Annotated in this window: 21 protein-coding genes; 9 read left to right on the top strand and 12 right to left on the bottom strand. The window is 67.0% G+C overall.

What is annotated here, in order from left to right; all coding sequences use genetic code 11:
- Positions 1-4: 4 nt before the first annotated feature.
- From ACQU6B_RS01425 to ACQU6B_RS01415, 3 genes are read right to left on the bottom strand one after another with little or no spacing between them, the layout of a single operon-like run.
- Positions 5-496, bottom strand: coding sequence for a type II secretion system F family protein (locus ACQU6B_RS01425; RefSeq protein WP_430868264.1), 492 nt, complete (start codon positions 494-496; stop codon positions 5-7).
- The gene (locus ACQU6B_RS01420) at positions 493-1,005 is read right to left on the bottom strand and encodes a type II secretion system F family protein (RefSeq protein WP_430868263.1); all 513 of its coding nucleotides are present in this window, start codon (positions 1,003-1,005) and stop codon (positions 493-495) included. Before ACQU6B_RS01420 ends, ACQU6B_RS01425 begins: the two co-directional genes overlap by 4 nt.
- Before the next feature lie 22 nt (positions 1,006-1,027).
- Positions 1,028-2,095 (bottom strand): TadA family conjugal transfer-associated ATPase, encoded by a 1,068-nt coding sequence (locus ACQU6B_RS01415; RefSeq protein WP_430868262.1) that lies wholly within the window; start codon positions 2,093-2,095, stop codon positions 1,028-1,030.
- 141 nt (positions 2,096-2,236) lie between these two features.
- On the opposite strand from ACQU6B_RS01415, the gene ACQU6B_RS01410 reads away from it, so the two are divergent.
- The 4 genes from ACQU6B_RS01410 (at position 2,237) to ACQU6B_RS01395 (ending at position 6,418) form a co-directional block, all read left to right on the top strand.
- Positions 2,237-3,046: an HAD family hydrolase gene (locus ACQU6B_RS01410; protein ID WP_430868261.1), complete on the top strand. Its 810-nt coding sequence runs from the start codon at positions 2,237-2,239 to the stop codon at positions 3,044-3,046.
- An 83-nt stretch (positions 3,047-3,129) separates the two neighbouring features.
- On the top strand, positions 3,130-3,738 hold the full coding sequence (locus ACQU6B_RS01405) for a hypothetical protein (RefSeq protein ID WP_430868260.1): 609 nt from the start codon (positions 3,130-3,132) through the stop codon (positions 3,736-3,738).
- Entirely contained in the window at positions 3,735-5,312 is a 1,578-nt protein-coding gene (locus tag ACQU6B_RS01400) for a hypothetical protein (protein WP_430868259.1), read from the top strand. The genes ACQU6B_RS01405 and ACQU6B_RS01400 overlap by 4 nt, the downstream gene beginning before the upstream one ends.
- A gap of 137 nt (positions 5,313-5,449) precedes the next feature.
- Positions 5,450-6,418 (top strand): hypothetical protein, encoded by a 969-nt coding sequence (locus ACQU6B_RS01395; protein WP_430868258.1) that lies wholly within the window; start codon positions 5,450-5,452, stop codon positions 6,416-6,418.
- A 30-nt stretch (positions 6,419-6,448) separates the two neighbouring features.
- Here ACQU6B_RS01395 and ACQU6B_RS01390 read toward each other — a convergent pair whose 3' ends face one another.
- Positions 6,449-7,786 carry an acyltransferase family protein gene (locus tag ACQU6B_RS01390; protein WP_430868257.1) on the bottom strand — a complete coding sequence of 446 codons (1,338 nt, stop codon included), beginning with the start codon at positions 7,784-7,786 and terminating at the stop codon, positions 6,449-6,451.
- Positions 7,787-7,866: 80 nt separating this feature from the next.
- The gene (locus ACQU6B_RS01385) at positions 7,867-8,142 is read right to left on the bottom strand and encodes a hypothetical protein (protein ID WP_430868256.1); all 276 of its coding nucleotides are present in this window, start codon (positions 8,140-8,142) and stop codon (positions 7,867-7,869) included.
- 97 nt (positions 8,143-8,239) lie between these two features.
- Between ACQU6B_RS01385 and acs the strand changes: the two genes are divergently transcribed.
- A complete protein-coding gene (acs, locus tag ACQU6B_RS01380) occupies positions 8,240-10,237 on the top strand; it encodes an acetate--CoA ligase (RefSeq protein WP_430868255.1) in 1,998 nt (665 codons plus the stop codon).
- 31 nt (positions 10,238-10,268) lie between these two features.
- On the opposite strand, the gene ACQU6B_RS01375 is transcribed toward acs, so the two are convergent.
- On the bottom strand, positions 10,269-11,162 hold the full coding sequence (locus tag ACQU6B_RS01375; protein WP_430868254.1) for a hypothetical protein: 894 nt from the start codon (positions 11,160-11,162) through the stop codon (positions 10,269-10,271).
- 267 nt (positions 11,163-11,429) lie between these two features.
- Between ACQU6B_RS01375 and ACQU6B_RS01370 the strand changes: the two genes are divergently transcribed.
- Positions 11,430-12,440, top strand: a complete 1,011-nt coding sequence (locus ACQU6B_RS01370; protein WP_430868253.1) for a phosphotransferase family protein — start codon at positions 11,430-11,432, stop codon at positions 12,438-12,440.
- Positions 12,441-12,465: 25 nt separating this feature from the next.
- On the opposite strand, the gene ACQU6B_RS01365 is transcribed toward ACQU6B_RS01370, so the two are convergent.
- The 6 genes from ACQU6B_RS01365 to ACQU6B_RS01340 form a co-directional block, all read right to left on the bottom strand.
- Positions 12,466-13,110: a hypothetical protein gene (locus tag ACQU6B_RS01365; RefSeq protein ID WP_430868252.1), complete on the bottom strand. Its 645-nt coding sequence runs from the start codon at positions 13,108-13,110 to the stop codon at positions 12,466-12,468.
- Between the two features lie 140 nt (positions 13,111-13,250).
- Entirely contained in the window at positions 13,251-13,994 is a 744-nt protein-coding gene (locus ACQU6B_RS01360; RefSeq protein ID WP_430868251.1) for a phosphatase PAP2 family protein, read from the bottom strand.
- 57 nt (positions 13,995-14,051) lie between these two features.
- Positions 14,052-14,915 carry an ABC transporter ATP-binding protein gene (locus ACQU6B_RS01355; protein WP_430868250.1) on the bottom strand — a complete coding sequence of 288 codons (864 nt, stop codon included), beginning with the start codon at positions 14,913-14,915 and terminating at the stop codon, positions 14,052-14,054.
- Positions 14,908-15,723, bottom strand: coding sequence for an ABC transporter ATP-binding protein (locus ACQU6B_RS01350; protein WP_430868249.1), 816 nt, complete (start codon positions 15,721-15,723; stop codon positions 14,908-14,910). Before ACQU6B_RS01350 ends, ACQU6B_RS01355 begins: the two co-directional genes overlap by 8 nt.
- Complete coding sequence (locus tag ACQU6B_RS01345; protein WP_430868248.1) at positions 15,723-16,772, bottom strand: ABC transporter permease; 1,050 nt, start codon at positions 16,770-16,772, stop codon at positions 15,723-15,725. The genes ACQU6B_RS01350 and ACQU6B_RS01345 overlap by 1 nt, the downstream gene beginning before the upstream one ends.
- Before the next feature lie 157 nt (positions 16,773-16,929).
- Positions 16,930-19,137 (bottom strand): MMPL family transporter, encoded by a 2,208-nt coding sequence (locus ACQU6B_RS01340; RefSeq protein WP_430868247.1) that lies wholly within the window; start codon positions 19,135-19,137, stop codon positions 16,930-16,932.
- Between the two features lie 127 nt (positions 19,138-19,264).
- On the opposite strand from ACQU6B_RS01340, the gene ACQU6B_RS01335 reads away from it, so the two are divergent.
- From ACQU6B_RS01335 to ACQU6B_RS01325, 3 genes are all read left to right on the top strand, one after another.
- Positions 19,265-19,930 (top strand): TetR/AcrR family transcriptional regulator, encoded by a 666-nt coding sequence (locus tag ACQU6B_RS01335; RefSeq protein ID WP_430868246.1) that lies wholly within the window; start codon positions 19,265-19,267, stop codon positions 19,928-19,930.
- 74 nt (positions 19,931-20,004) lie between these two features.
- A complete protein-coding gene (locus ACQU6B_RS01330) occupies positions 20,005-22,263 on the top strand; it encodes an RNA degradosome polyphosphate kinase (protein ID WP_430868245.1) in 2,259 nt (752 codons plus the stop codon).
- Positions 22,260-23,234 (top strand): NUDIX hydrolase, encoded by a 975-nt coding sequence (locus ACQU6B_RS01325; RefSeq protein ID WP_430868244.1) that lies wholly within the window; start codon positions 22,260-22,262, stop codon positions 23,232-23,234. Before ACQU6B_RS01330 ends, ACQU6B_RS01325 begins: the two co-directional genes overlap by 4 nt.
- Positions 23,235-23,253 lie beyond the last annotated feature (19 nt).

Here is a 23,253-nt window from a genome sequence, read left to right as displayed (position 1 = left end):
ACCCTCAGGAGCCCAGCGAGACTCCCGCGCCCATCGCGACGGCAATGACCATGGGAACGATCCCCACCAACGCGAAGGCGGGCAGCAGGCACAGCGTCAGCGGCAACGCCAGCGCTACGCCCAGCTCGGCCATCGCCTTGTCTCCCTCGCGCCGCGCCCTGCCGGCCAGCGCGCGCGAGGTCGCGGCGAGTGACGCACCCGGCGCGGCTCCGGCAACCCAGCACGGACGCAGCGCCCCTTCAAGTGGGGCCCAACGCGCGTCCGCCGCCGCCCAGGCCTCCGCCCACGAGCCGCCGTCCCCGATACGTCTGGCCACAGCCTTGAGCTCGCTGCCGCTAGTTCCTCCGACCGCCGCGCCAACGGCAGACAGGGCCCCCAACACGTCGAGCCCGGCCGCCACCGCTGCCGCGACCAAGGTCAGCGCAGTCGACACCGGGACCGGCTCGCCAGGGCCCCGGGCCGTCGCGTCCCCTGCACGCCCTCTGCGTACCTTCACGGCTCTCGGGACGCTTCCTCGGCAGTGCGCATCATGCGTCGCATCCATGCCCGCCCGAGCAGCGTCAGGCCCCCCGCCGCGGCCAGGAGGAACCACCCGATGGGGGTGGTTGCCACCACCCGCACCACCCCGGCATCGACCACGGCACCCAGTCCGAGCCCCACCAACGGGAGGAAGGTCAGCACCCTCGCACTCAGGCGCGGACCCGCGGCGGCCGCCTCGCGCCGGGAGTCGGCCTCGAGAGTGGCCTCGACGTGGTCGCTGACCGCATCGAGCACCGTTGCGAGCGGCGCGCCGGTGCGGTGAGATAGTCGGCACGCAGCGCCTACCGCAAGCGTCACCTGCGCGTTCCACGGCACGTCTGGGGTGCCATCCTCCGCGACCGACAACACCCCAACCGACCTCCATGCCGCACTGGTGCTCATCCCCGACCGCAGCAGGCCCACCACCGCCGCCAGCACAATGGGCGGGTCGGCATGACCGAGCGCTGCAGCACCCGGGTCGCGCACGGAGGGCGGCGCACCTTTGGGCTCACGCCGCAGCATCGGCCACCCGCGCTATCCCGGCCAACGCCGCGAGGATTTGCCACGCTGGTCCGCGCTCCAGCCGACCGTCCAGGCCGGCCGTCACTGCAGCTCTCACCACCAGTCCGTCGGCGGCGTCGAGCACCCCGACCTGCGCCACGCGCCTGCCGCCAACACCTCGTTCCACGTGAATTACGGCGTCGAACGCGGCACTCGCGTGTAGCGCCACCGACTCCGGCCCCATGCCGGCGAGTGACCCGAGCGCCGTCAGCCGCGCGGGCACGTCGAGCGCCGAGTTCGCGTGGATGGTCGACATCCCGCCCCTGTGGCCCGTATTGAGCGCGGTGAGGACGTCCCTCACCTCTGCCCCGCGACATTCACCAAGCACGATGCGGTCCGGGCGCATCCGCAGCGACTCCCGGACCAGTCGCGCGAGACCCACCTCTCCAGCGCCGTCGACATTCGCCCGGCGCTCGACGAGCCGCACCACGTGCGGGTGCGACGGCATCACCTCGCCGCCCTCTTCGATGACGACTATCCGCTCGGAGTGGTCGACCATGGACAGCAGCGTGGCTAGGAGCGTGGTCTTGCCCGCCCCGGTGGCCCCGGAGATCAGCACCGAGGCGCGCTCGCTCACCAGCCCGGCGAGAATCGGCTCTAGCGCGGGCGGTACCATGCCCGAGGTGACCAGGTCCGCGATGGTGAATGGCGTACGCCGCACCGTGCGCAGGGAGATCAGCGCACACTCGTCCGCGATGGGCGGCAGCGCGGCGTGCAACCGGGTGCCATCGCTCAGCCGCGCATCGACAAGCGGGCTCGCGTCGTCGAGCCGGCGCCCACCCGCCGAGGCCAACCGCACGGCAAGGTCGCGCACCGCCGCCGCATCCGTAAAGCGGATCCTCACGCGCTCGAGGCCGAGGCCCCGGTCGCACCAGACGTCGTCGGGGCCGTTCACCACGACGTCCGTCACCCCCGGCTGACGTAGCGCTACGGCGAGCGGCCCCAGCGGGTCCGGTGGCGGAGCTATGGACCCCGCTGGCGACGCGCCGCCGTCCGGCTTTGGTGGACTATTCATCCTGCAAGCATGCTGAAATTCGGCCCCTGACTACGCGCCGCGCGAAAAACTGTGGATGGTGCAGCGTGGGGCCCGGTTTGTGGGAATCCGTGCGGCGCCCACCTCTCGCCTTTAGTCAGTCAGTCTGGTTACTCTTGACGCATGGCAACTAGCTCCGATCCAGCGGCACCGCGGCCCAGCGCGGCCTTTTTCGACCTCGATAAGACGATCATCGCGACCAGCTCTTCCATGGCCTTCTCGCGTTCGTTCTACGAGGGCGGCCTAGTGACACGCACCGACGCGATCCGCACGGCGTACTCGCAGTTTGTGTTCCTGGTGGGCGGCGCGGATGAGCGCCAGACCACCCGCCTGCGCGACTCCCTCAGCGTCCTTATTAAGGGATGGGAAGTCAAGAAGGTCCGCCAGATCGTCAAGGAGACCATCCACGATCACATCGACCCGGTGGTCTACGACGAGGCCCTGGACCTCATCCGGCGTCACCACGAGAACGGCCGCGACGTCATCATCGTGAGCGCCTCGAGTTCAGAGCTCGTGAAGCCGATCGCGAAGCTGCTGGGGGCGGACGGGTCGATCTCCAGCAAGATGGAATCCAAGAAGGGGCTCTACACCGGCGAGATCACGTTCTATGCGTACGGCCAGGCGAAGGCCGACGCCATGCACGCCATGGCGGAGAAGCGCGGCTACGACCTAGAGCGCTCGTTCGGATACTCGGACTCCATCACGGATGCGCCGATGCTCAACGCGGTGGGACACGGCTTCGCGGTTAACCCCGATCGAGCGATGCGTCGCGCGTGCGCGGAGAACGGCTGGGGCGTCCTGCGCTTCAAGCGGCCGGTGGATCTACGCAACTCGTCGGCAACGAGGCCCGCCATCGCGACCCTGCTCGTGGTGGCCGCCGTCGCGGCGGCCGGAGTCATCATCTTCCGCACGGCAACTCGAGGGCGAAACTAGACAACCGATAGCAATGGAGCACGGTGCCAAGACGATGGGTGAGGGGACTTAGCGCAGCGACGCGTGAGCGCTATCCTGCGCTATTGAGTTACGCAGCGATGCTCACTCCCGACCCCGACAAGGCCCGTCGCCTTACCGATGCCGCCATCGTCTCGGTCATGGGATCGCTCCGGGCGCCGCGCAGCGAACTGGAGCGCGAGCTTGCGATCCACGAACGGATCTCCCGCGCCTACCTCGACAGCCAGCGCGCCGAGGCGGCAACTGGCCACGCGGAGCCCTTCGCCGCGCTTCCCACTGGCGCTTCCGCCGCTCACACCTCCCCCGGCAACGACGCGTATGCCCCACCGGAGGAAGGCGACGACGCGACAACGCGCGCGTGGGCGACCGACGACACCGACCCTCGGCCTTTGGTCGAACGGCCTGCCGAACTGCTGACGCCCCTCGCCTCGGCGCTGGCTGACCTCACCCCCACCGAGCGGGTCGCCGCGCTCGCCTGGTGGATCGATGGCGCGACTACGGCGGAGGTCGCCGACCGGTTAGGGTCCACGTTGAACTCCGCGATCGATGCTTTGCACCGGGCTGGCGTCGCGCTGGCGGCGGCCACGGGCGACACGGCACCCACCCGCGACCATTTCGCGAGCGGCGGCGACGTAGTGACGGTCGAGATCTCAGGAGCGGGTGGCCGACGGTGAGCGACAACATCGCGCGCGGCCTCGACGACCTGATGCGCCGCGCGCAAGAGTCGTTCGAGGCAGACTCTGCCCAGGCTCCTGACGAGGTGGTCGCGAGCGTCAGGTCCCGGCATCGTCGATCCGGCGGGGTGCTCGCAGGAGTCGCAGTGGTCGCGTGCGTGGCCATCGGCGCAGGGGGAATCGGCCTCACGGGCGCGAACGGCGGGGATCCCGCGCCATCATTCACGGCGTCACCCTCTCCCGTCCCGAGCGAGGACCTGACGGTGCCGCTGGCGACGGCGACCATCCCGATCGAGGGCGGACCCGCGTACGACGGCGTCGAGTCGCTCCTCGAGTGCGGCGCCCCGGCCCCGGAGCCGACCGACACCGTCGACCACTTCGCCGTGTCAATCGCCGAGCCGTCTCCGCTCACCATTCCGGCAGACGTCGCGAGTTCGGGCGCGGCCGACTTTGTCAATACCGTGATCACCTACGACGGAACCGAATCGGTGCCGGTCGCACAGACGCCCGTGACACTAGTCCTGATCAAGGACGGCAAGGTGGCGGGCCACTTCCGTCCGGACGACACCGCGCTGCGCTATTGGACCTACAACAATTTCGACGGGTCCTATGGCGGATCAGGACTGATGCCGCTCGGCTCATTCTGCCCGGAGGTCAGCGAGCCGGTTTCGGATGAGCAGGCCCAATATTGGGGGGAATACACGGTGCTCTCCCCCGGCGAATACCAGGTGGTCCCGGTGGCTCGGGTGTGGGCCAATGAGGAAGCGGCCGCACTCAGACTTCTCTACCAAGGCGGCATCAACGTCGCCAATTCTGCCTTCTCCCGCGATTCCGCCGAGTACCTTCCCGGCTCCTGGGACTGCAAGCAAGCTGTGGCATCGGGGTGGTCACCACGAGTGTGTCTGGGCGACGCGACCGGCGCTGCCATCGTCGACATGGCGGCTGGGACAGTCACTCTTCCCTATGAGGTAGACCAACTCACCACGTCACTCGACCTCACGCTCGTCGGAGACCCGGTCGCCCTCAGCGTTCCCGGCCCCTTCGAGATACCCGAGTTCGAGACATATAACTCGAAGCCCCTCGACGTGTCGGGCCCCCTCGAGTGCGGGGTCACCTTCGACTACACCACACCCGAGGCCCCTGTTCTGGTGAGCGGGAAGATGCCGCGCACGCTCGGCCTTGGCGCCGGAGCGTTTAACTCAACGAACGCGGCGTTGCTGCCTGTGGGCTCTGGCGCTGGCGAACTGAGAATCGAGCCCGGCGCCAAGGCCTGGCTCGTGGCCGGGCTGACGGAGGACTACAACTACTTCCGGTCGCACCCCGGAAATCAGCAGATAGTGGGGTTTGCTGACGTCTCCATCACCGGCGGCAACACGGTGCAGTACGACCGCTACGCGGGCCCAACCATGGTGGACCTAGTGTTCACCGGAGTGACGTTATGCGACGGCTTCACCCTGGACTCGGGGATAGACGCCGCGGTCATCGACGCGGACTTGACCATGACACCCGAGGGCGCGGATCGGAAGGATCCGACGCGTCGGTTGCTCGAATTCAGCCCACTTCTGGACTTCTAACCATCAATTACGAGGGCGATGTCCCCCCGCGCCAGTGAGGCGCGAAAATCCCCCCTCAATCTGGGTTAATGTCGCCTTCAGCGCGACGTGAGCTGGGGCCCGTTGCAACCACCCGGAAAGACAAGCAAGGAGACTCCATGCCCAAGCCGCTCATCATCGTCGCAGCGGTCCTGGTGGCATGCCTCTCCGGCGCAGCCGGCTGGTATGGAGTTCAGGCCTGGCGCTCCACGCAGACGGTCGCGCAGCCGATCGTGACGCCGTCCGCATCCCCCTCCGCCACCGCGGAGGCGCAGACCATCTCGCTCACGTTTGACGTCAACGCGGTCAACGACTCGGTTTCCGACATTCACACGGTGCCGCAGTGCGGCGCCACCTACGCCCCCGAGGCGAGCATCGCCAACGGCGTCGAGGCGCGAGTGGACGGTGCGGTCATGCTCAACGACGACGTCGAGGCCCTCGAGGTCAACCCCGGCTTCCGCGTCACCGGAAACGAGGCCCTCGCATTCCTGGCAGGCGAGGGCACCATCGTGGTGACGCGCGACGACGTGGTCGTCTCCCCCGACTGGGGTGCCGAGTTTGTGCCCGAGTACTACGTCGCGGAGCCCAACGACACCACCTTTACCGAGGGCCAGGTCAGCATGACGGGCGCGGAACTCTGCGACGTCGCCGGCGAGCTCGACGCCATCTGGGCCGACATCGACTGGGCGACCGCGACTGAGGCCGAGATCGCTGCGGCACAGACGGAGGCCGCGGCATTCAACGACTCGTACAAGGAACTCCCTGCCGGCGAGTACAAGATTTACATGCTGTCCCCCGTGATCCTGGGTGAGCCCGCCGCCATCGCGCGCCAGCTCACCGAGGAGGGCGTGTCCGGGCTCGCGACCCTGCAGTACACGATCGCGTACTCGCCCCTCGAGTCCGACCCCGCCGTGGCGAAGTACTGCGAGACCATCACGGACGAGGAGGGCAACGAGACCGAGCGTCAGTGCAACGTGCCCGCCGATGTGCTGCTGGACGTGCTGCGACGCGATGTCCCCGCCGCGTACGTGGTCGAGGGCGCCCCCGCCGAGGCCGTCTCCGAGGCCTACGGCGTCACCGTCGAGTAGCCGCTCCGTCGGCCCCGAAGAGCCGGGGCGCTAGGCCTCGCCATCCTTAGCATCGGCCGATGCTGTGGTGGGCTCCGCCCGCGGGCGGGGCGGCTTGGTCGCCCACTTTGACTTCAGGATGGGCTTCTCGAGCAGGAACCAGCTCGCGCTGGCGACGGCGTAGGACATCAGCAGCACGGCGACCACCAGCCACGCGTGCTTGGCTGGATTGAGGATGCCGTCGTAGACGAACTGCCCGTCGGTCAGGTAGGTCACCAGGTGAAGCAGCAGGTAGTGCCAGATGTAGATGCCGAAGCTCACCGTCGCGGTGTAGCGCGCGAAGCGATTGTCCACCAGTCGGTGCAGGAACTTGGAGTGCGCGAGGCCAAGCAGGGCCACCCCAATCAGGACGGCAAACCAGGGCCATAGGTAGGGCTGACCCTGGAAATTGGTGGTGTGGTCGGGCTCCGGAGGCTCGCGGTTAATCCACACGAGCCAGAACGCGCCGCCCAGTCCCGCGAGCGCTACCAGGTCCCACCACCAGGTCCGCAGCATGCCAAAGCGGTGACGCCACATCACGATTGCGGCGGCGACCATGATGCCGATGAGGAAGTGTGCGAACAGCGCCACTGGGTTGTAGTCGGGCCACCACAGGGCCGCGCCGCCGATGTTTCCGTTCTCCCAGCCCTTGAACGCGTCGTCCGTGCTGAGGTGGGTCACCAACCACTGGTTCACCGCAATAACGACCCCGAGGATCAGGATCCAGTACCCCGCGCCGATGCGCCTTCCTCGCCACCCGCGCCTGCCGAGGAAGAACATGCCGATCATCGCGAGCGGCATCAGGACGTAGCTGATCACCTCGAACCCAATCGACCACAGCGGCCCGTTCACCTCCACGGGGAAGAAGGTGATCCACGACAGCCCCGACGTAAAGGTGAAGCCCGAGACCAGGCGCCAGATGGCGTAGGGGGTGTCCGGCGCGAGGTGGAGGCCCACCACGAAGCTGACGGCCAGGCTCGCGTAGAACCCCGGGGCGATGCGCGCGAATCGGCGGCGGGTGTAGTGACCCAGCCGCGGCATCGGCTCGCCGCGCAGGTAGGCGTTCCAGAAGGGGAAGCTCAACAGCATGCCGGACAGGACGAAGAAGATCGAGACGCCAAAGGCGCCCTTCATCATCACCAGCTTGAAGTCGAGCAACCACTCGGGGATGTTCGCGCCGTTGAGTCGTTGGTAGGCGTGGCTCAACACCACCCAGATGGCGGCCAGCGCGCGCAGCCCGTCGGCGCCGGAGATGCGGTGTGCCTGCGCGCGGGACGCGTCGGAGGTAGCGGCCCGCGGATCGGCAGGGGGCGTCGCATCGGGAACTGTAGAGACCGTCGTTGCACTCACTCGTCGCAACCTACCGGGTTGCGACGGTTCACGGAAGCGTCAGCACCACTCGCAATCGAATCGATGCGAAAGAGCGGGGGCTACACCGACTTGCGGCGGAACTCCGTGGGCGCGTGGGCCGAACCGTTGCCACCCTTGGAGACATCCGGCGTCTTGTGGCCGCTACCCGGGCGCGAGTTCTGTCCGTCGTTGCCCACGGCATCGGACATCGCCTGCTGCGCGTCGGTGTCGTCGACTGCCTTCAGGAAGGCCTTCGCCTCGTCGCCGCGCATGAGCTTTGACATCTTGCCGTGGTGGAAGATGGCGACCTCGCCGTTAGAGCGGGTCTTGTAGTCATAACCTTCTGCATTAGCCATGTGCTCATCGTGACACGCGCGGAGGGTTCCTGCAGGCCACATGACGATTTTGCAACATTGGTATACGGAAAGAGTCCTAACAAACTATGCTGTGCGAATGGTCAACGACGCCCACACCTTAGAGAACCTGCACACCGAGACTCGGGCCTTCCCTCCGTCTCCCGATTTCGCGGCTCAGGCGAATGCGACAGCCGAGCTCTACGCGCAAGCCTCGGCCGATCTCCCCGAATTCTGGGCGGAACAGGCCCGCGAGCTGCACTGGGATAAGCCCTTCACTGAGACCCTGGACTGGTCCGATGCGCCCGTGGCGCGCTGGTTTGCCGACGGCACCCTCAACGCGTGCGACAACGCAGTGGACCGCCACGTGCGCGAGGGTCGCGGCGATCGGGTCGCCTTCCACTTCGAGGGCGAGCCCGGCGACACCCAGACCTTCACCTATGCGGACATGCAGCGCGAGGTCTCCAAGGCCGCGAACGGCCTGCTCTCGCTCGGAGTGTCCAAGGGCGACAGGGTCGCCATCTACTTGCCGCAGATTCCCGAAGCCGTCATCTCGATGCTCGCCTGCGCCCGCATCGGCGCCATCCACTCCGTAGTGTTTGGCGGCTTCAGCGCCGAGAGCCTGCGCCAACGCATCGACGACGCCGAGTGCTCGCTCGTCATCACCTCCGACGGCGGCTTCCGGCGCGGCACCGCGTTCGCGCTCAAGCCCCTGGTCGACGAGGCGCTCGCTCCAGGGGATCACCACCCGGACCGCTGCGCCTCGGTCAAGCACGTGCTCACGGTGCGGCGCACCAAGCAGGAAACCGAGTGGAACGAAGCGACTGACGTGTGGTGGCACGACGTGGTGGGCACCGCGTCCGAGACCCACGAGCCAGTCATGGTCGAGGCCGAGCACCCGCTGTTCATCATGTACACCTCCGGCACCACCGGCACCCCCAAGGGCCTGTTCCACACCACCGGCGGCTACCTGACCGGCGCCGCGTACACCCACAAGGCAGTGTTCGACATCAAGCCGGAGACCGACGTGTACTGGTGCACGGCGGACGTTGGATGGATCACCGGCCACTCCTACGTGGTCTACGGCCCCATGATCAACGGCGCGACCCAGGTGCTCTACGAGGGCGTCCCCAACTCCCCTCACGAGGGCCGCTGGTGGGAGATCGTCCAGAAGTACGGCGTCACGATCCTGTACACCGCGCCCACCGCGATCCGCACGTTCATGAAGTGGGGCGAGGCGATTCCCAACAAGTTCGACCTGAGCTCGCTGCGCCTGCTGGGCTCCGTTGGTGAGCCCATCAACCCGGAGGCCTGGATGTGGTACCGCCGGGTCATCGGCGGAGACCGCTGCCCCGTGGTGGACACGTGGTGGCAGTCGGAGACCGGCGCGATCATGATTTCCCCCCTACCGGGCGTCACCGTGGCCAAGCCAGGTTCGGCTCAAGCCGCCATCCCCGGCATCGCCGTGGACATCGTGGACGATGCGGGCAACTCGGTCGGCGACGGCGCCGGCGGCTACCTGGTGGTCCGAGAGCCCTGGCCGTCGATGCTGCGCGGCATCTGGAACGACCGCGCTCGCTACGAGAAGACCTACTGGGAGCGCTTCCCGGGCATGTACTTTGCCGGCGACGGCGCCAAGCACGACGCAGACGGCGACATCTGGCTGATGGGCCGCGTGGACGACGTGATGAACGTCTCCGGGCACCGCCTGTCCACCACCGAGATCGAGCACGCGCTCGTGTCCCACCCGTGGGTGGCCGAGGCCGCGGTCGTTGGCGCCTCCGACGAGACCACCGGGCAGGCCGTCGTGGCTTTCGTGGTGGTGCGTTCCGATGCTGCGGGAGTCGATGCATCGGGCCACGAGGTCGCCGTCGCGCTGCGCAAGCAGGTCACCAAGGAGATCGGCGCGCTCGCCAAGCCGCGTTCCATCCTGGTGGTCAGCGAGGTCCCCAAGACGCGCTCGGGCAAGATCATGCGGCGCCTGCTGCGCGACGTTGCCGAGCACCGGGTGGTCGGTGACGTGACCACGCTCGCGGACTCCTCTGTGATGGACGCAATCTCCGAGGGGCTCGACTCCGGCAAGGCAGACGAGGACTAGTCCGGCCGTAGTGACTAGCCCCGCATCGGGGTCAATCTCCCGTGCGTACCCATTCGCCGCAGTTGTCGCTGTTCACCATGACGCCGGTCTCTAGCTGAGTGGTGTATTGCGCCGGATAGTCGGCGAACTCCGCGGCGTAAACCAGATCTGATTCGCCCAGCCAGCGGTCGGAGACGGAGTAAAAGCAGAAGTCGTTTTCGTCGCCAGGGTCAAACTCATTCACCATGGTGTAGGTGCCGGGACGGATGTCCTCCCCCACCAGCCAGCCGCCATTTCCAAACGTCTCGGCGGCAGCGTCCGGGTTGAGGAACAGGCCCGCCGGATCCACCTCCACCCAGGCGCCGCACGCGTAGGTGCTCCACAACTGGCCGTCACTTACCGTGACCGCGCCGCGGCCGCCGGTATACACATCGCCACTCACGCGGTTGTCGTCGCCAATCACGCCGTCCGAGTAGAGCGCCCACGAACACGAGTCCCATCGGTCCGCGCCCACGTAGGTTTCGGCGAGTCGGTACACCCCCGCGTCGAGGTCGCTGCCGATCAGGTAGTCCACCTGGCCCGTGGACACGCTCTCGTCAGAGGCGGCCTCGCCGTCCGACCCCGCGGTAGAGCCTGCCGCATCGGCGGGCTCGGAGGTGGTCGTGAAGTTCGGAAGCTCTATCCGGTTGGCGACGTCGACAGCGATCTTTGACAGCACGAACACCAGTAGCACCAACACCAGGACCAGTCCCACCAATACCCACCGGCCAGCCCGGCTGTGAGCCTTTGCCTCCGGCGTCGCGGGCTTGCTGATCCACGCGTGCTCGTCTATCCCCGGTGCTGGTCGCTCGTCGGGCGCATCGATTCCGGGCCGCGCGGCGATCCCGGGCGACGAGACGGGCGGTGGTTGCTCGAGCCCATCCTTGGGTTCAGGGGGAAGCGTCATGCTCGACTCCAAGTCGATGGGGTACTGCTCGCGAACGGCTCGGGGCCAGAGCGCGCTCGGTTTCGCCAACAAGTGGCGATACGTCAAGGTACCGCTCCTGCGGCATTCGATCTCCCCCCGTAGGCGGAGACCCGCGTCGTCGCTCAGCCGGACAACCGCGCGGGTATGCCGTCTGAACGCACGCAGGGTGCGTTCAGACGGACAAGTACTCCACTTGGCCGTCCGAGCATCACGTCACATCACGAGACCTACCGGTAGCCTCGCCTCATGACAACTGTGGCGCACCCCGAGGGCGTGGGCCCGCGTCCGTTCAACACCCGCCGGATGGGGTGGAGCGACCTTCCCGAGCAGGCGCAGGCACACATAGTCGACCTGGTCGGCAGCCCCGTGGCTGAGGTGCGCAGCACCGCTGAGGGGTTTAGCCCCGGTTTCGCTGGCATCGTCCAATGCACCGATGGCAGCCAGACCTTCGTCAAGGCGACCAGCGCAATTCGCCACCCCCACTCCATCGCTCTGGGACGGCGCGAGATAGTCGTGAACGCTGCGCTACCCGCTGCAGTGCACGCCCCCGTCATGGAGTTCTCTCACGACGACGGCGACTGGGCGCTTGCGGGATTCGAGGTAATCGACGGCGGCACTCCCCACCTGCCGTGGACCGCGGACGGCCTCGAGGCGGCGCTAGAGGCAATTGCCGACCTGTCCGAAGTCCAGGTCGATGCGGCCGATGGTTTCCGCCCCTTCTCCGAGTCGCTCGCCGAGGCCTTCAGATATTGGGGGGAGTTCGCGGCCCTGCCCACCGCTGAGCAAGCGGCGCGTGCAGCCGGACGCGAGTGGGGCAATTGGGCCCTAGCTCACGCGGACACCCTGGCCACGTGGGAAGCCGAGGCGCCCGCGGCATCGGCCGGAAACCGACTGATCCACGGCGACCTACGCGCAGACAACATGGTCCTTGATCGGGCCGGTGACGTGTGGCTGGTCGACTGGCCGCACGCCGAGTACGGCGCGCCGTGGGTGGACCTGGTGGGGCTCCTACCGTCGGTCGAGATGCAGGGCGGAGGCCCGTGCGCAGGTCATTTCCGTGAACATGCCCTAGGAAGCCAGGTGGAGCACGAAGAACTGCGTGCGCTCGTCACAGCCATTGCCGGGTATTTCTTGCTCGGCTCGTGGACTCCAGCACCGGAGCAGATCCCTACTCTGCGTCAATTCCAGTTTGCACAGGCCGGGCCGGCGCTTCGCTGGCTCCAGTCCTTGGAACCCTCACTGCTGATCAGTCGCTAAGGGCGCGCTCGGGAGCGGTGTGCGTTTAGTCGCCGATTCGCTCCCAGTCGCCGCAGCCCTCGTTGAGAAAAACCAAGCCCAGCGGGGCGTCGGCCGTGAGAACGTCACCCTGCTCGGCCCGACCATTGACGAGATATCGATCGGCCGTCTGGCTCAGCGTGTCGGAGACCGAGAAGTAGCAGGGGTCCTCCGCGACCCCACCGTGCGGCGCCACCATCCGGTAGGTACCGGGCCGAACGTCCTTGCCCACTACCCACATGCCCTCCGTAACGGTGGTAGCGGCGGAGTCCGGGTCAAAGGTCAAATCGTCTGGGCTGGTCCCCACCCATTCAGGGCACCCGCTCGAGGTGAGCCCTTGACCGCCCTCCAGAAGCACCATCGCGAAGCCGCCCTCACTCGCGGCGCCAGAGACGACGCGCTGATCGTCACCGTCGATCTCGAAGCTCGACCACTCGCACACGACTCCCGGTTGACTCACGCCCACCTGCTCCTTGGAGCGGTAGATGCCGGCGCCAAGGTCCTCGCCGACCACCTGGGTGTTGTCTCCGTACGGCACATCTCCCGTGCCGCCACCGTCTTCCCAGTCAATGTCCGCCAACACCGAGCCGCCAATCTTGACGACTGCGAAGCCAAGCGCGGCGACCACCACGAGCCCCGCCACGACAATCAAGGCTGCGACCCTGCCCCGGGCAGGCCGGGTCCCGGCAACCGCTGCCGGTACCGGTACCACCGAGTACGGGTCGACCTGCGCATCGGGCTCCGAGCTTAGGGATGGCTCCTCCGGAACCCTAGGCGGCTCGGCCGGAACGTTCACTCCATGGACCCTTCGGTGCCCTCGAGAGCGGGGTCCCCCGCGTCGGGGCGGCCAGGGTCGCGGCCGGCACGCAGGTCAAGCAGCCGCGACGCGGTCACCACCAGCCCGAGTGTCACGACGCCTAGGCAAGCCCCCGCCAATACGTCACTCAGGAAGTGGTATCCCAGGTAGAGACGGCTCGCACCCACGATCCCAATGATCAACACGGACGCCAGCATCCAGACGGCCAGCCAGCCCTTGCCGCGCCTGCGGCGCCACAGCAGGTAGCCAGCAACGAGCACGAGGGTCGACGCGCCGGTGGTGTGCCCCGAAGGGAAAGAGAACGAAGTCTCGAACCCCGGGACCACCTGCAAATCCTCCCCAGGCCGTGGGCGTTCCACCAAGATCTTGACGATCGTGGAGAGCACAGTGGACATCACCATGGCGCTCGCGAGCAGGATGGGGTCCCGCCACTTACGGGTCGTCAGGCCCCAAATCGCACACCCGACCGCGACGATGATGGGCAGGATGACTGGCCCGAACATATTAGTGATGAAGGTCATCGTCTCCGTGAGCCACGGGGTGCGAATCGACACCATCCAGTCGAGCATCGGCTGGTCCCAGGTCTCGATGTCGTCACCCTCGAGCACTGCATCAAGGATTCCCAGGAACGCGACCGCGCCCACCAGGACCAGGATGGATCCGGGCAGGATCGCCTTCATCGCGGGAGACAGCCCGCGCTCTTGCTTGTGTAACTTCATTCGGCCATTCTGCCTCGCCGATGCCGGGACGGGGTCAGGCGCAACGGTCGCCCCGTCTCAATTTCCCGCGCGTTCGCGCGCCACCATCGCCTCATCGAGGCTCGCCGCCACCGGCGCCAGGTCTGCCTTCACCCCCGCTTTCGCGAGCGCTGTTCGGATCTCGCCCTCCCCCGCGTCCACCGCGCGGACATGAGTACCCGCGAGCGCGACCAGAATCCGCGCCTGATTCAGAGCCGTGAAGGCGTGCTGCCAGTGCTCGGCGCGCACCTCTGTGGCGGTGGTGTCTCCCACGATGTCGGCGACGGTCCCCTGCGCGACCGCCGCTCCGCGCGACATCAACACGAGGCGATCACACCGCTCGGCCTCCTGCATGTAGTGGGTGGTGACCAGCGCGCCGACTCCCGCGTCGGCGTGATCACGAATGGTGTCCCACAGCCGGGCTCGAGCGAGCGGGTCGACGCCCGACGTCGGCTCGTCCAGCACCAGCAACTCCGGCTCGTGGCCTAGCGCCGCCGCGAACGCGAGTTGACGCTGCCCACCGAGGCCGATGCTTCCCACCAGTTCCCGCCCCGCGCTCCGCAACGAGTCGGGTGGCGCGGTTGAGACGGAGCCGAAGGCCCCATCGACGAACGCAAGGTTCTCTCTTACCGTGAGGTCATCCCACAGCCCTAGCCCTTGCGATACGTATCCCAGGCGTGCCCGGGTCTCGCGAGAGGGTTCGCGACCGAAGAGCGCCAGCTCACCGCCGCTGGGCTGCAACAATCCCAGGATCATGCGAATCAGCGTGGTCTTGCCCGCACCGTTGGCCCCGAGCAGCCCCACAATCTCGCCCGGCGCGACGTCGAGCGAGACGTTGTCGACCGCCGTGAAGTCGCCGAACTTCCGGGTCACGCCGCGTGCTGAAATCAGCGCCTCAGGCATTGTTTGCCTCCTTCGCCAGCGTCGCCGCGATCACCGCATCCTCGAGGTCATCGGCTCGCGCGACGCCCGCAGGAGGATCCTCTGGTGACCACGTCTTGAACTGACCGCCGCGGCGCCAAGACCGCACGCGGTCCGGGGTGACCACCGCATCGGCGACGTGGCCGGGGATGTTGGCCGTCACATCGGCAGGCGTCCCCGCCAGCAGGACCGAGCCGCCGTCGAGCACCACGACGTGCGACGCCCGCTCCGCCTCGTCGAGGTAGGTGGTGGCCATGATGATGGCTGCGCCGTCGACGGCCGCCTGCGAGATCATGCGCCACAGGTCGATGCGGCTGACGGGGTCCACGCCGGTCGATGGCTCGTCCAAGATCAGCATGGGAGGGCGATGGATCATGGCCAGCGCGAACGCCAGCTTCTGCCGCATGCCGCCCGACAACTGTCCGGCGAGGCGCTTGTTCGCGCCCTCGAGTCCCGTGTCCCCGAGGAGTTCCGCGCGGCGTTCGCGAAGGGCCGCACCTGTTACGCCTTGAGCAGCGGCGACGAAGTCGATGTTTTGGTCCACGGTCAGATCCCGCCACACACCGGCGGAGGAGGGCATGAAGCCGATGCTGGCAAGGCCCGGGGCGCGCACCTCACCCTCGCTTGCGGTCACGGCCCCGGCGAGGGCGCGCAGCAAAGTGGTCTTGCCCGCCCCGTCGCCGCCGACAATCGCGAGAACCTCACCCTCGATGAGGTCGACGCTCACGCCGTCGAGGGCGACAGTGTCGCCGTACGTGACGGTAAGTCCTCGGACTCCCCAGCCCTGCATTACCTCCTCACCTTGCGCCGCGAGCTGGGCGCGAGGTCTCGGCGAAAGCGCAGCACCGCCGCGGTGAAGATGACGATGGCCATGACAGTGAGCACAGCGAACGACGGCCACAGCGCCGCGAGGTCCGCGCCGCGGAGCATGATGCCCTGGGAGATGTTGACCCAATAGGTCAGCGGCAGGAGGTAGCCGATCCAGGAGATTGCCGCGGGCATGGCGGACAGCGGGAAGATGAAGCCGGACAGCAGTATCTGAGGCAGCAACACCATCATCGCGACCTGAATCGCCTGAGCCTGAGTCTGCGAGGCCGTCGAGATCAGCACCCCTAGACCCAGCACGACGAACAGGAAGATCGCTCCGCCTAGGGCGAAGAGCGCCACGTTGCCGTTGAACGGAACATCGAATATCCATACCCCCAGCAGGGTCACGACCACCATGTCGAGCGCGGCAAGGAAGAAGTATGGCGCGATCTTTCCAACGATCACATCGGAGGGCTTGAGCGGCATCACCGCCAACTGCTCCAGCGTCCCGTTCTGACGCTCGCGCACCAGGCCGATGCTGGTCACAATGGTGCCGATGAACGTCAGAATCAGGCCGATCAGCGCGGGCACCATGACCCAGGCCGTGATGAGATTCGGGTTGTAGAGGACGTCGATGGTGACGGTCCCCGCCGGCATTTGGGACAGTGCCGCCTTGGCTGTCTGCGCCACGAAAAGGTTCGAGCCGTCTATATACGCGGTGGGCGGCGAGGTAGTCGTGTCGATGGCGACTTGCGCATCGCCGTCCTGCACCAGATCGCGCGCGGTCTGGGCGTCCCCCGCCGCGTCATCATCAGCGGCGGCAGCCGTGGTGTCGACCTGGAAGAGCGGGGGCAGTTGCTTGGTGACCTGGGCCGAGTCCGGGCCCACCACCCGCGTGGGGATCTCGTCGATGGTGAAGTTCGCCGCGTATCCGAAGATCACCAGCAGCAGGATCGGCAGGGCGATCAGCATCGCCATGGTGCGTCTGTCCCGGCGTAGCTCGCGGAACTCCTTCAGGATCATCGCCTTCATTGGAACAACCTGTCTTAGCCTCGGTCCCGCCTTCACTTCCAACCTAGTCCCGATGCGGTCGCGCGCGCCCCGGCCGGCCGCCGCAGCGGTTACGGCTGGAGACGCAGCAGGGCCGGGGTGCGTGTGCACCCCGGCCCTGCTGACTAACTATTTGCTACTAGCGTGAACCTGTGGCGACCTCGTCGTCCGCGGGAGCATCGGCCTCGATGACCTTGCGATCCTCGGGGTCACCCTCGAGGTGAATCTCGGGCACGACCTTCTGGAGCCACTTGGGCATCCACCATGCCGACTCGCCCATGAGCTTCATGGCCGCGGGCACCAGCGTCATACGGACCACGAAGGCATCGAACAGCACCGCGAAGGCGAGCGCGAATCCGATGGACTTGATGATCACGTCGTCGTCGAGCATGAAGCCGAAGAAGACCGACCCCATGATCAGCGCGGCTGCCGTCACCACACGAGCGGTGTGCGAGTAGCCCACGATGATCGCCGACTTGGCGTCGCGACCGTTCAGGTGCTCCTCACGCATGCGGCTGACCAGGAACACCTCGTAGTCCATCGCCAGTCCGAACGTGATTCCGATGCCGATGATGGGCAGGAACGCCACGATCGGCCCCGTGTACTCGACTCCGAACAGGCCAGACAGCCAGCCCCACTGGAACACGGCCACGAGCATGCCCGTGGTGGCGGCGAGCGTCAGCAGGAAGCCCAGCAGCGCCTTGATGGGAATCAGGATCGAGCGGAACACCACCAGCAGCAGGATCAGCGCGAGGCCGATCACTACGGCAAGGTAGCCGGGAAGGGCGGACCCGATGCCCTCGGAGACGTCGACCAGGATCGCAGTCTCACCAGTCACGCCGAACGTCACGTCGCCGGAGGCCTCCACGTCACGGATGTCGTGCACAAGCTGCTCGGTCTCCGCGCTGTCCGGCGCCGTGGTCGGGATGACCTGGAACAGATACGCGGAGCCGTCGGCGTTGGGGACGGGGGGCGACACGAAGGCCACATTCTCGAGCCCCGCAAACTCCTCGCCGATGGCGGCAACGTTGGCAGCACCGTCGGTGCCCTCGTCAGTCTCCGCCAGGACCAGAATCGGTCCGTTGAAGCCGGCGCCGAAGCCGTCGGCAAGTAGCTCGTAGGCCTGGTAGCCCGTGCTCTCCTCCGGCTGCGAGGCCGCAGAGGGCAATCCCAGGCGCAGGTCCGCCGCCGGGATGGCAATGATGCCCATGCCCACTACTCCGGCGATGAGCACCGTGGCAGGACGGTTGGTGACGAACCTGACCCAGCGGTTGGTGCTCGGCTCGGCCTCGATAGCGGGAGTGTCGTCACCCTGGATCTGCACCACCTGAGCGCGCAGCTTCTTGGGAAGGACCTTGAGGCCCGCGAGGCTCATGACCGCGGGCAGCAGCGTGAGCGCCGCGATGACGGCGAGGGCAACGGTGAACGCGGCGGCATTACCCATCGCGGTGAGGAACGGAATGTTCGCCATAAAGAGGGCGACGAGGGCCACAACCACGGTTGCGCCCGCGAAGACCACGGCGGCACCGGAGGTACCGATGGCCTTGGCGATCGACTCCTGGATATTCATGCCCTCAAGCAGCTGGGTTCGATGCCTCGCGAGAATGAAGAGCGAGTAGTCGATTCCCACGGCGAGTCCGAGCATCAGCGCCAGCACCGTGGCAGTAGACGGCAGGTCGACGAATCCGGTCAGCGCGGTCACCGTGCCGACACCCACTCCGACGGCGGCGATGCCTGTGACGAAGGGCAGCGCCGCAGCGACAACGGCGCGCAGGGTGATGTAGAGCACCACTACGGCGACAAGCATTCCGATGACCTCGCCGGCGCCACCAGCAGGCGCCTGCTCAGTGAACGCTGTGCCAGCGAACTCGACCTGTAGGCCGGCGTCGACCATGGGCTGCGCCGCCTCGGTGGCGTTGTCGAGCGCGCCCTCGGGCAGTTGCCCCGCGGCCTCGTCGTAGCTCACCGAGATGTACGCGACGGTGCCTTCAGGCGACACGGCCATCGACGCGAACGGGTCGGTGGCGGAAGTCACGTCGGCGGTCGCACTGAGCTCGGCCACGGAGGCGCCGATGGCTGCCATCGCGTCCGGGTCGGCGAGGGTCTCACCCTCAGGAGCTGCGATCACCAACTGCGCGGTCGCGCCGCCAGCACCGGGGAACTCCTCGCCGTACTTCTCGTAGGTCTCGATGGACTGCGTGCCGGGGATGCTGAACGAGTCATCCGCAGGCTCCTGGAACGTCACCGCCGCGGCGCCAACACCCACCATCAGAATGAGCCAGGCGATGATGACCGCCCAGGCGCGGCGCGCACTGAAGGCGCCGATGGCGTGCAGAACTTTACCCATGTGGGTGACTCCTTGAGGGAAGATTGGTCGCGCCGACTTTGCGCGGTGTAATCACGTTACCTCGCGGATTAACAATCTGCAACCACTGCATATTTGCAGTTAGTGAAGTTTTGGATATGATGAGCACATGACTGAGATTGAAGCCGATGGCGGCCTCCGCGAGCGCAAGAAGGCCCAGCGCCGCCTCGCGCTACACAACGCCGCAGTCGAACTCTTCGAGCAGCACGGCTACGAGGCGACGACCGTAGCTCAGATCGCGGCCTCAGCCGGCGTCTCCCCCCGAACCTTCTTCAGCTACTTCCCCACTAAGGAGGCGGCGCTCTTCGCGTCGCTCGACGACGCAATCACGCAACTGGAGGGCGCCCTCGCTACCCCGCCTTCCGACGGCGACGTGCTGTCCTTCCTTCGCGATGAGGTCACCGAGATGTTGGGCAACGGCGGCCCGCTGGGCCCCCGCGCATCGGCCGTGCTGGACACCCTCGCCGCCAATCACGACCACATCGTCGGCCACGCACTGCGCTACCTGGACCGCATCGGCCAGGCACTGTCGCACGCCCTGCGCGCCGAGCTTGGCAGCGCCGTCGACGATCCCCTGCCCGACATCGCCGCCGCCGCCGCCATCGCCGCGCTCGCCGCCTCCATGCCCGTTGGCCACGACTTCCCCCACAAGGGAACCCGGACCTCGCGTCCCGGCGCGGAGTCGGTCGAAGTCATCCAGCGCGACCTCGACCGGGCCATCGAATTTGTGCGAGCGGGACTCGCCGCGACCGCGACGACCCCGACCTCCCCCTAGTCCGCGAATGACACCCAGGTAAATACTTCACCAAACGCTACTCAACCCTGGTCCGGGCATGCCACGATAGGGACATGTCAGAAAGCCTCGACGCAGCGTCGTCCGTTCCCGCCCCCGGCCCCCGCACCGGCGACCTCCCCCAGGTGGTCTCCGACGAGACGTACCCGGTGCCTGCCGTCACCGAGATCGAGGCGGATCCGGACCCCAGCGACAGCGGGTTGCCCGACGACAGGTTCCTGGACCGTGAGTTGTCCTGGCTCGCGTTCAACGAGCGCGTGCTCGAACTAGCCGAGGACCCGGCCACCCCCCTGTTGGAGCGCGCGCGCTTCCTCGCGATCTTCGCGTCCAACCTCGACGAGTTCTTCATGGTTCGAGTCGCGGGGCTCAAGCGGCGCATCGCAGCGGGCTTCGCGGTCCCGTCGGCGACCGGCATGAGCCCGAGCCGGCTGGTCGAGGCGCTCACCGAGCGCGCTCATGTGCTCATGGATCGGCACGCGGGCGTCTTCGAGGAGAAGATCATCCCCGCGCTGTTCGACGAGGGCATCCACCTGGTGCGCTACGACGAGCTCGAGGACTCCGAGCAGGAGCGCCTCCGAAAGCTGTTCCGTTCAGACATCTTCCCCGTGTTGACCCCGCTCGCGGTTGACCCGGCCCACCCGTTCCCGTACATCTCTGGACTTTCGCTGAACCTCGCGGTGGAACTGCGCGACGCCGACTCGGGCAAGGAACACTTCGCTCGTGTCAAGGTCCCGGAGACCCTTCCCCGCTTCATCTCCGTCGATGCGCGCGGGCGCGCGTCCCAGGTGATCGATGCCTCGGCGCTCTCCGACGAACCGCGCAGCTTCGTGCCCCTCGAGGACGTCATCGCGGCGCACCTCGACTACCTCTTCCCCGGCATGGAACTCACCGATCACTACACGTTCCGCGTCACGCGCAATGAGGATGTAGAAGTCGAGGAGGACGACGCCGAGAACCTCCTCAAGGCGATGGAGCGCGAGCTCCTGCGCCGGCGCTTCGGCCCCGCCGTGCGCCTCGAAGTTGCCGAGGACCTGCCGCCTCGCATTCGCGACCTGCTGGTGCGTGAGCTCGGGATCACCGAGAGCGACGTCTTCCACCTGCCCGCCCCGCTGGACCTCACCGGGCTGCACGTCATCGCAGACCTCGACCGTCCGCGCCTGCAGTACCCCGCGTTCCGACCGACCACCCACCATCAGTTGGCGCCGGTCGAGACCGCGGACGAGCAGAACATCTTCGACGCCATCAGTCGCGACGACGTCTTGCTGCACCACCCGTACGACTCCTTCTCCACGTCGGTCCAGGCCTTCCTCGCGCAGGCAGCCACGGACCCCAAGGTGCTCGCGATCAAGCAGACGCTGTACCGCACCTCGGGGGACTCGCCGGTGGTGGACGCCCTCATCGAGGCCGCCCGCAACGGCAAGCAGGTGCTGGTGCTGGTCGAGATCAAAGCCCGGTTCGACGAGCAGCGCAACATCTCGTGGGCGCGCAAGTTGGAACAAGCGGGCGTGCACGTGGTCTACGGGCTCGTGGGACTTAAGACCCACTGCAAACTCTCGCTCGTGGTGCGCCAGGAGGACGAAGGCCTGGTCCGCTACTGCCACATCGGCACCGGTAACTACCACCCCAAGACCGCGCGCCTGTACGAGGACTACGGCCTGCTGACGCGCGACGCCGAGGTAGGCGCCGACCTCACCAAGCTTTTCAACCAGCTCTCCGGCTACGCGCCCAAGGCCAAGTTCCGCCGCCTGATGGTCGCACCGGTAGGCGTCCGCACGGGACTCATCGAACTCATCGAAGCCGAGGCGAAGCGTGCGTCCAAGGGCGAGCCCGCCTGGATCAAGTTCAAGATCAACTCGATCGTCGACGAGCGCGTCATTGACGCGCTCTACCGGGCGTCGCAGGCCGGCGTTCAGGTGGATCTGGTGGTGCGCGGCATCTGTGCGCTGCGCCCCGGCGTTCCCGGACTCAGCGAGAACATCCGGGTGCGCTCGGTGCTCGGACGATTCCTCGAGCACTCACGCATCTACGCGTTCGCAGGCGGCGGTGACCCCGACGTTTATATCGGGTCCGCGGACCTGATGCACCGCAACCTGGACCGTCGCATCGAAGCCTTGATCTCGATCGTGGGCGATCAGCAGCGCGCCAGCATCATCGAGAACATGGACATGGTGATGAACGACAAGTTCACCAATTGGGAGCTCCGCGAGGACGGCTCATGGGAACGCGCCACCGAGGATTCCGAGGGCGTCCGGCTCAAGGACCTTCAGTCCACCTATATCAAGCGTCAGCCTAAGCGTCGGGCCAAGGGGAAGTGACTCACTACCCACCGGGAATTGTGATCTCGGCGGGCGCGCTGGTGTGGCGCGTTCGTGACGGCGAACTTCAGGTGCTCTCGGTGCACCGCCCCCGCTACGACGACTGGTCGTGGCCCAAGGGCAAGATCGAGGAGGGCGAAACGCTGCCTCATTGCGCCATCCGCGAGGTATCCGAGGAGACGGGCAAGGAAGTCATCCTCGGCCAGCCGCTTCCCTCGCTGCGCTACCCCATCGCATCGGGCAAGCAGAAGGTCGTGAGGTACTGGGCGGCCCAGGTGGCCTCGCCCGGATCCCGAGCGGTCGCGGCCAGACCCCCTGTCAAGGCAGCGTCCAAGCACGAGATCGACAAGATACGCTGGCTCTCCGTCGCCGAGGCACGCGATCAGATCACCCTCTCCGATGACCTGCGCCCGCTGGAGGCCTTGGTCGCTGCGTTCGAGAATGACAGGCTGGACACGCGCGCGTTTGTGCTGGTGCGTCACGCGCGCGCCACTCGCCGCAAGGCCTGGTCGGGCGCCGACGAGGATCGACCCATTACTCACGCGGGCGACGCCAGGGCCCAGCAGCTGGTGCCCCTCATCGCGGCGTTCGGCGTCAAGCACGTGGGATCCTCCCCGGCCGAGCGCTGCATGGCGACGGTGCGTCCGTTCGCCGAGGCCTCGGGAATCCCGGTCAAGACTTACGAGGCGCTCACCGAGCATGGCCACGCGTCGACGCCGCTCAAGACGGCGTCCACGCTGACCAACCTGCTGGGCAAGCAGTCGAGTCGCGTCGTGGCCGTTCACCGGCCTACGTTGCCGACGATCGTGGAGATGGTGCGCGCGGCCACTCGCACCTACACACGCGGTGCCTTGCCCCGCAAGAACCCCTACCTACCGGCCGGCGGGGTGCTAGTGGCTCACGTGCTGGACACGGACTCTGGTCCGCGCGTCACAGCGGTGGAGACCCACCTGCTTCACGTCCACCCTTAGCGGCGGACGATGCGCGGGG

The sequence above is a fragment of the Demequina aurantiaca genome (assembly GCF_050598105.1).
In the GTDB taxonomy this organism is placed as follows: Bacteria; Actinomycetota; Actinomycetes; order Actinomycetales; family Demequinaceae; genus Demequina; species Demequina aurantiaca_A.
Note: the sequence above shows the minus strand (reverse complement) of the source record. Positions and strands in the feature narration are given on the sequence as shown.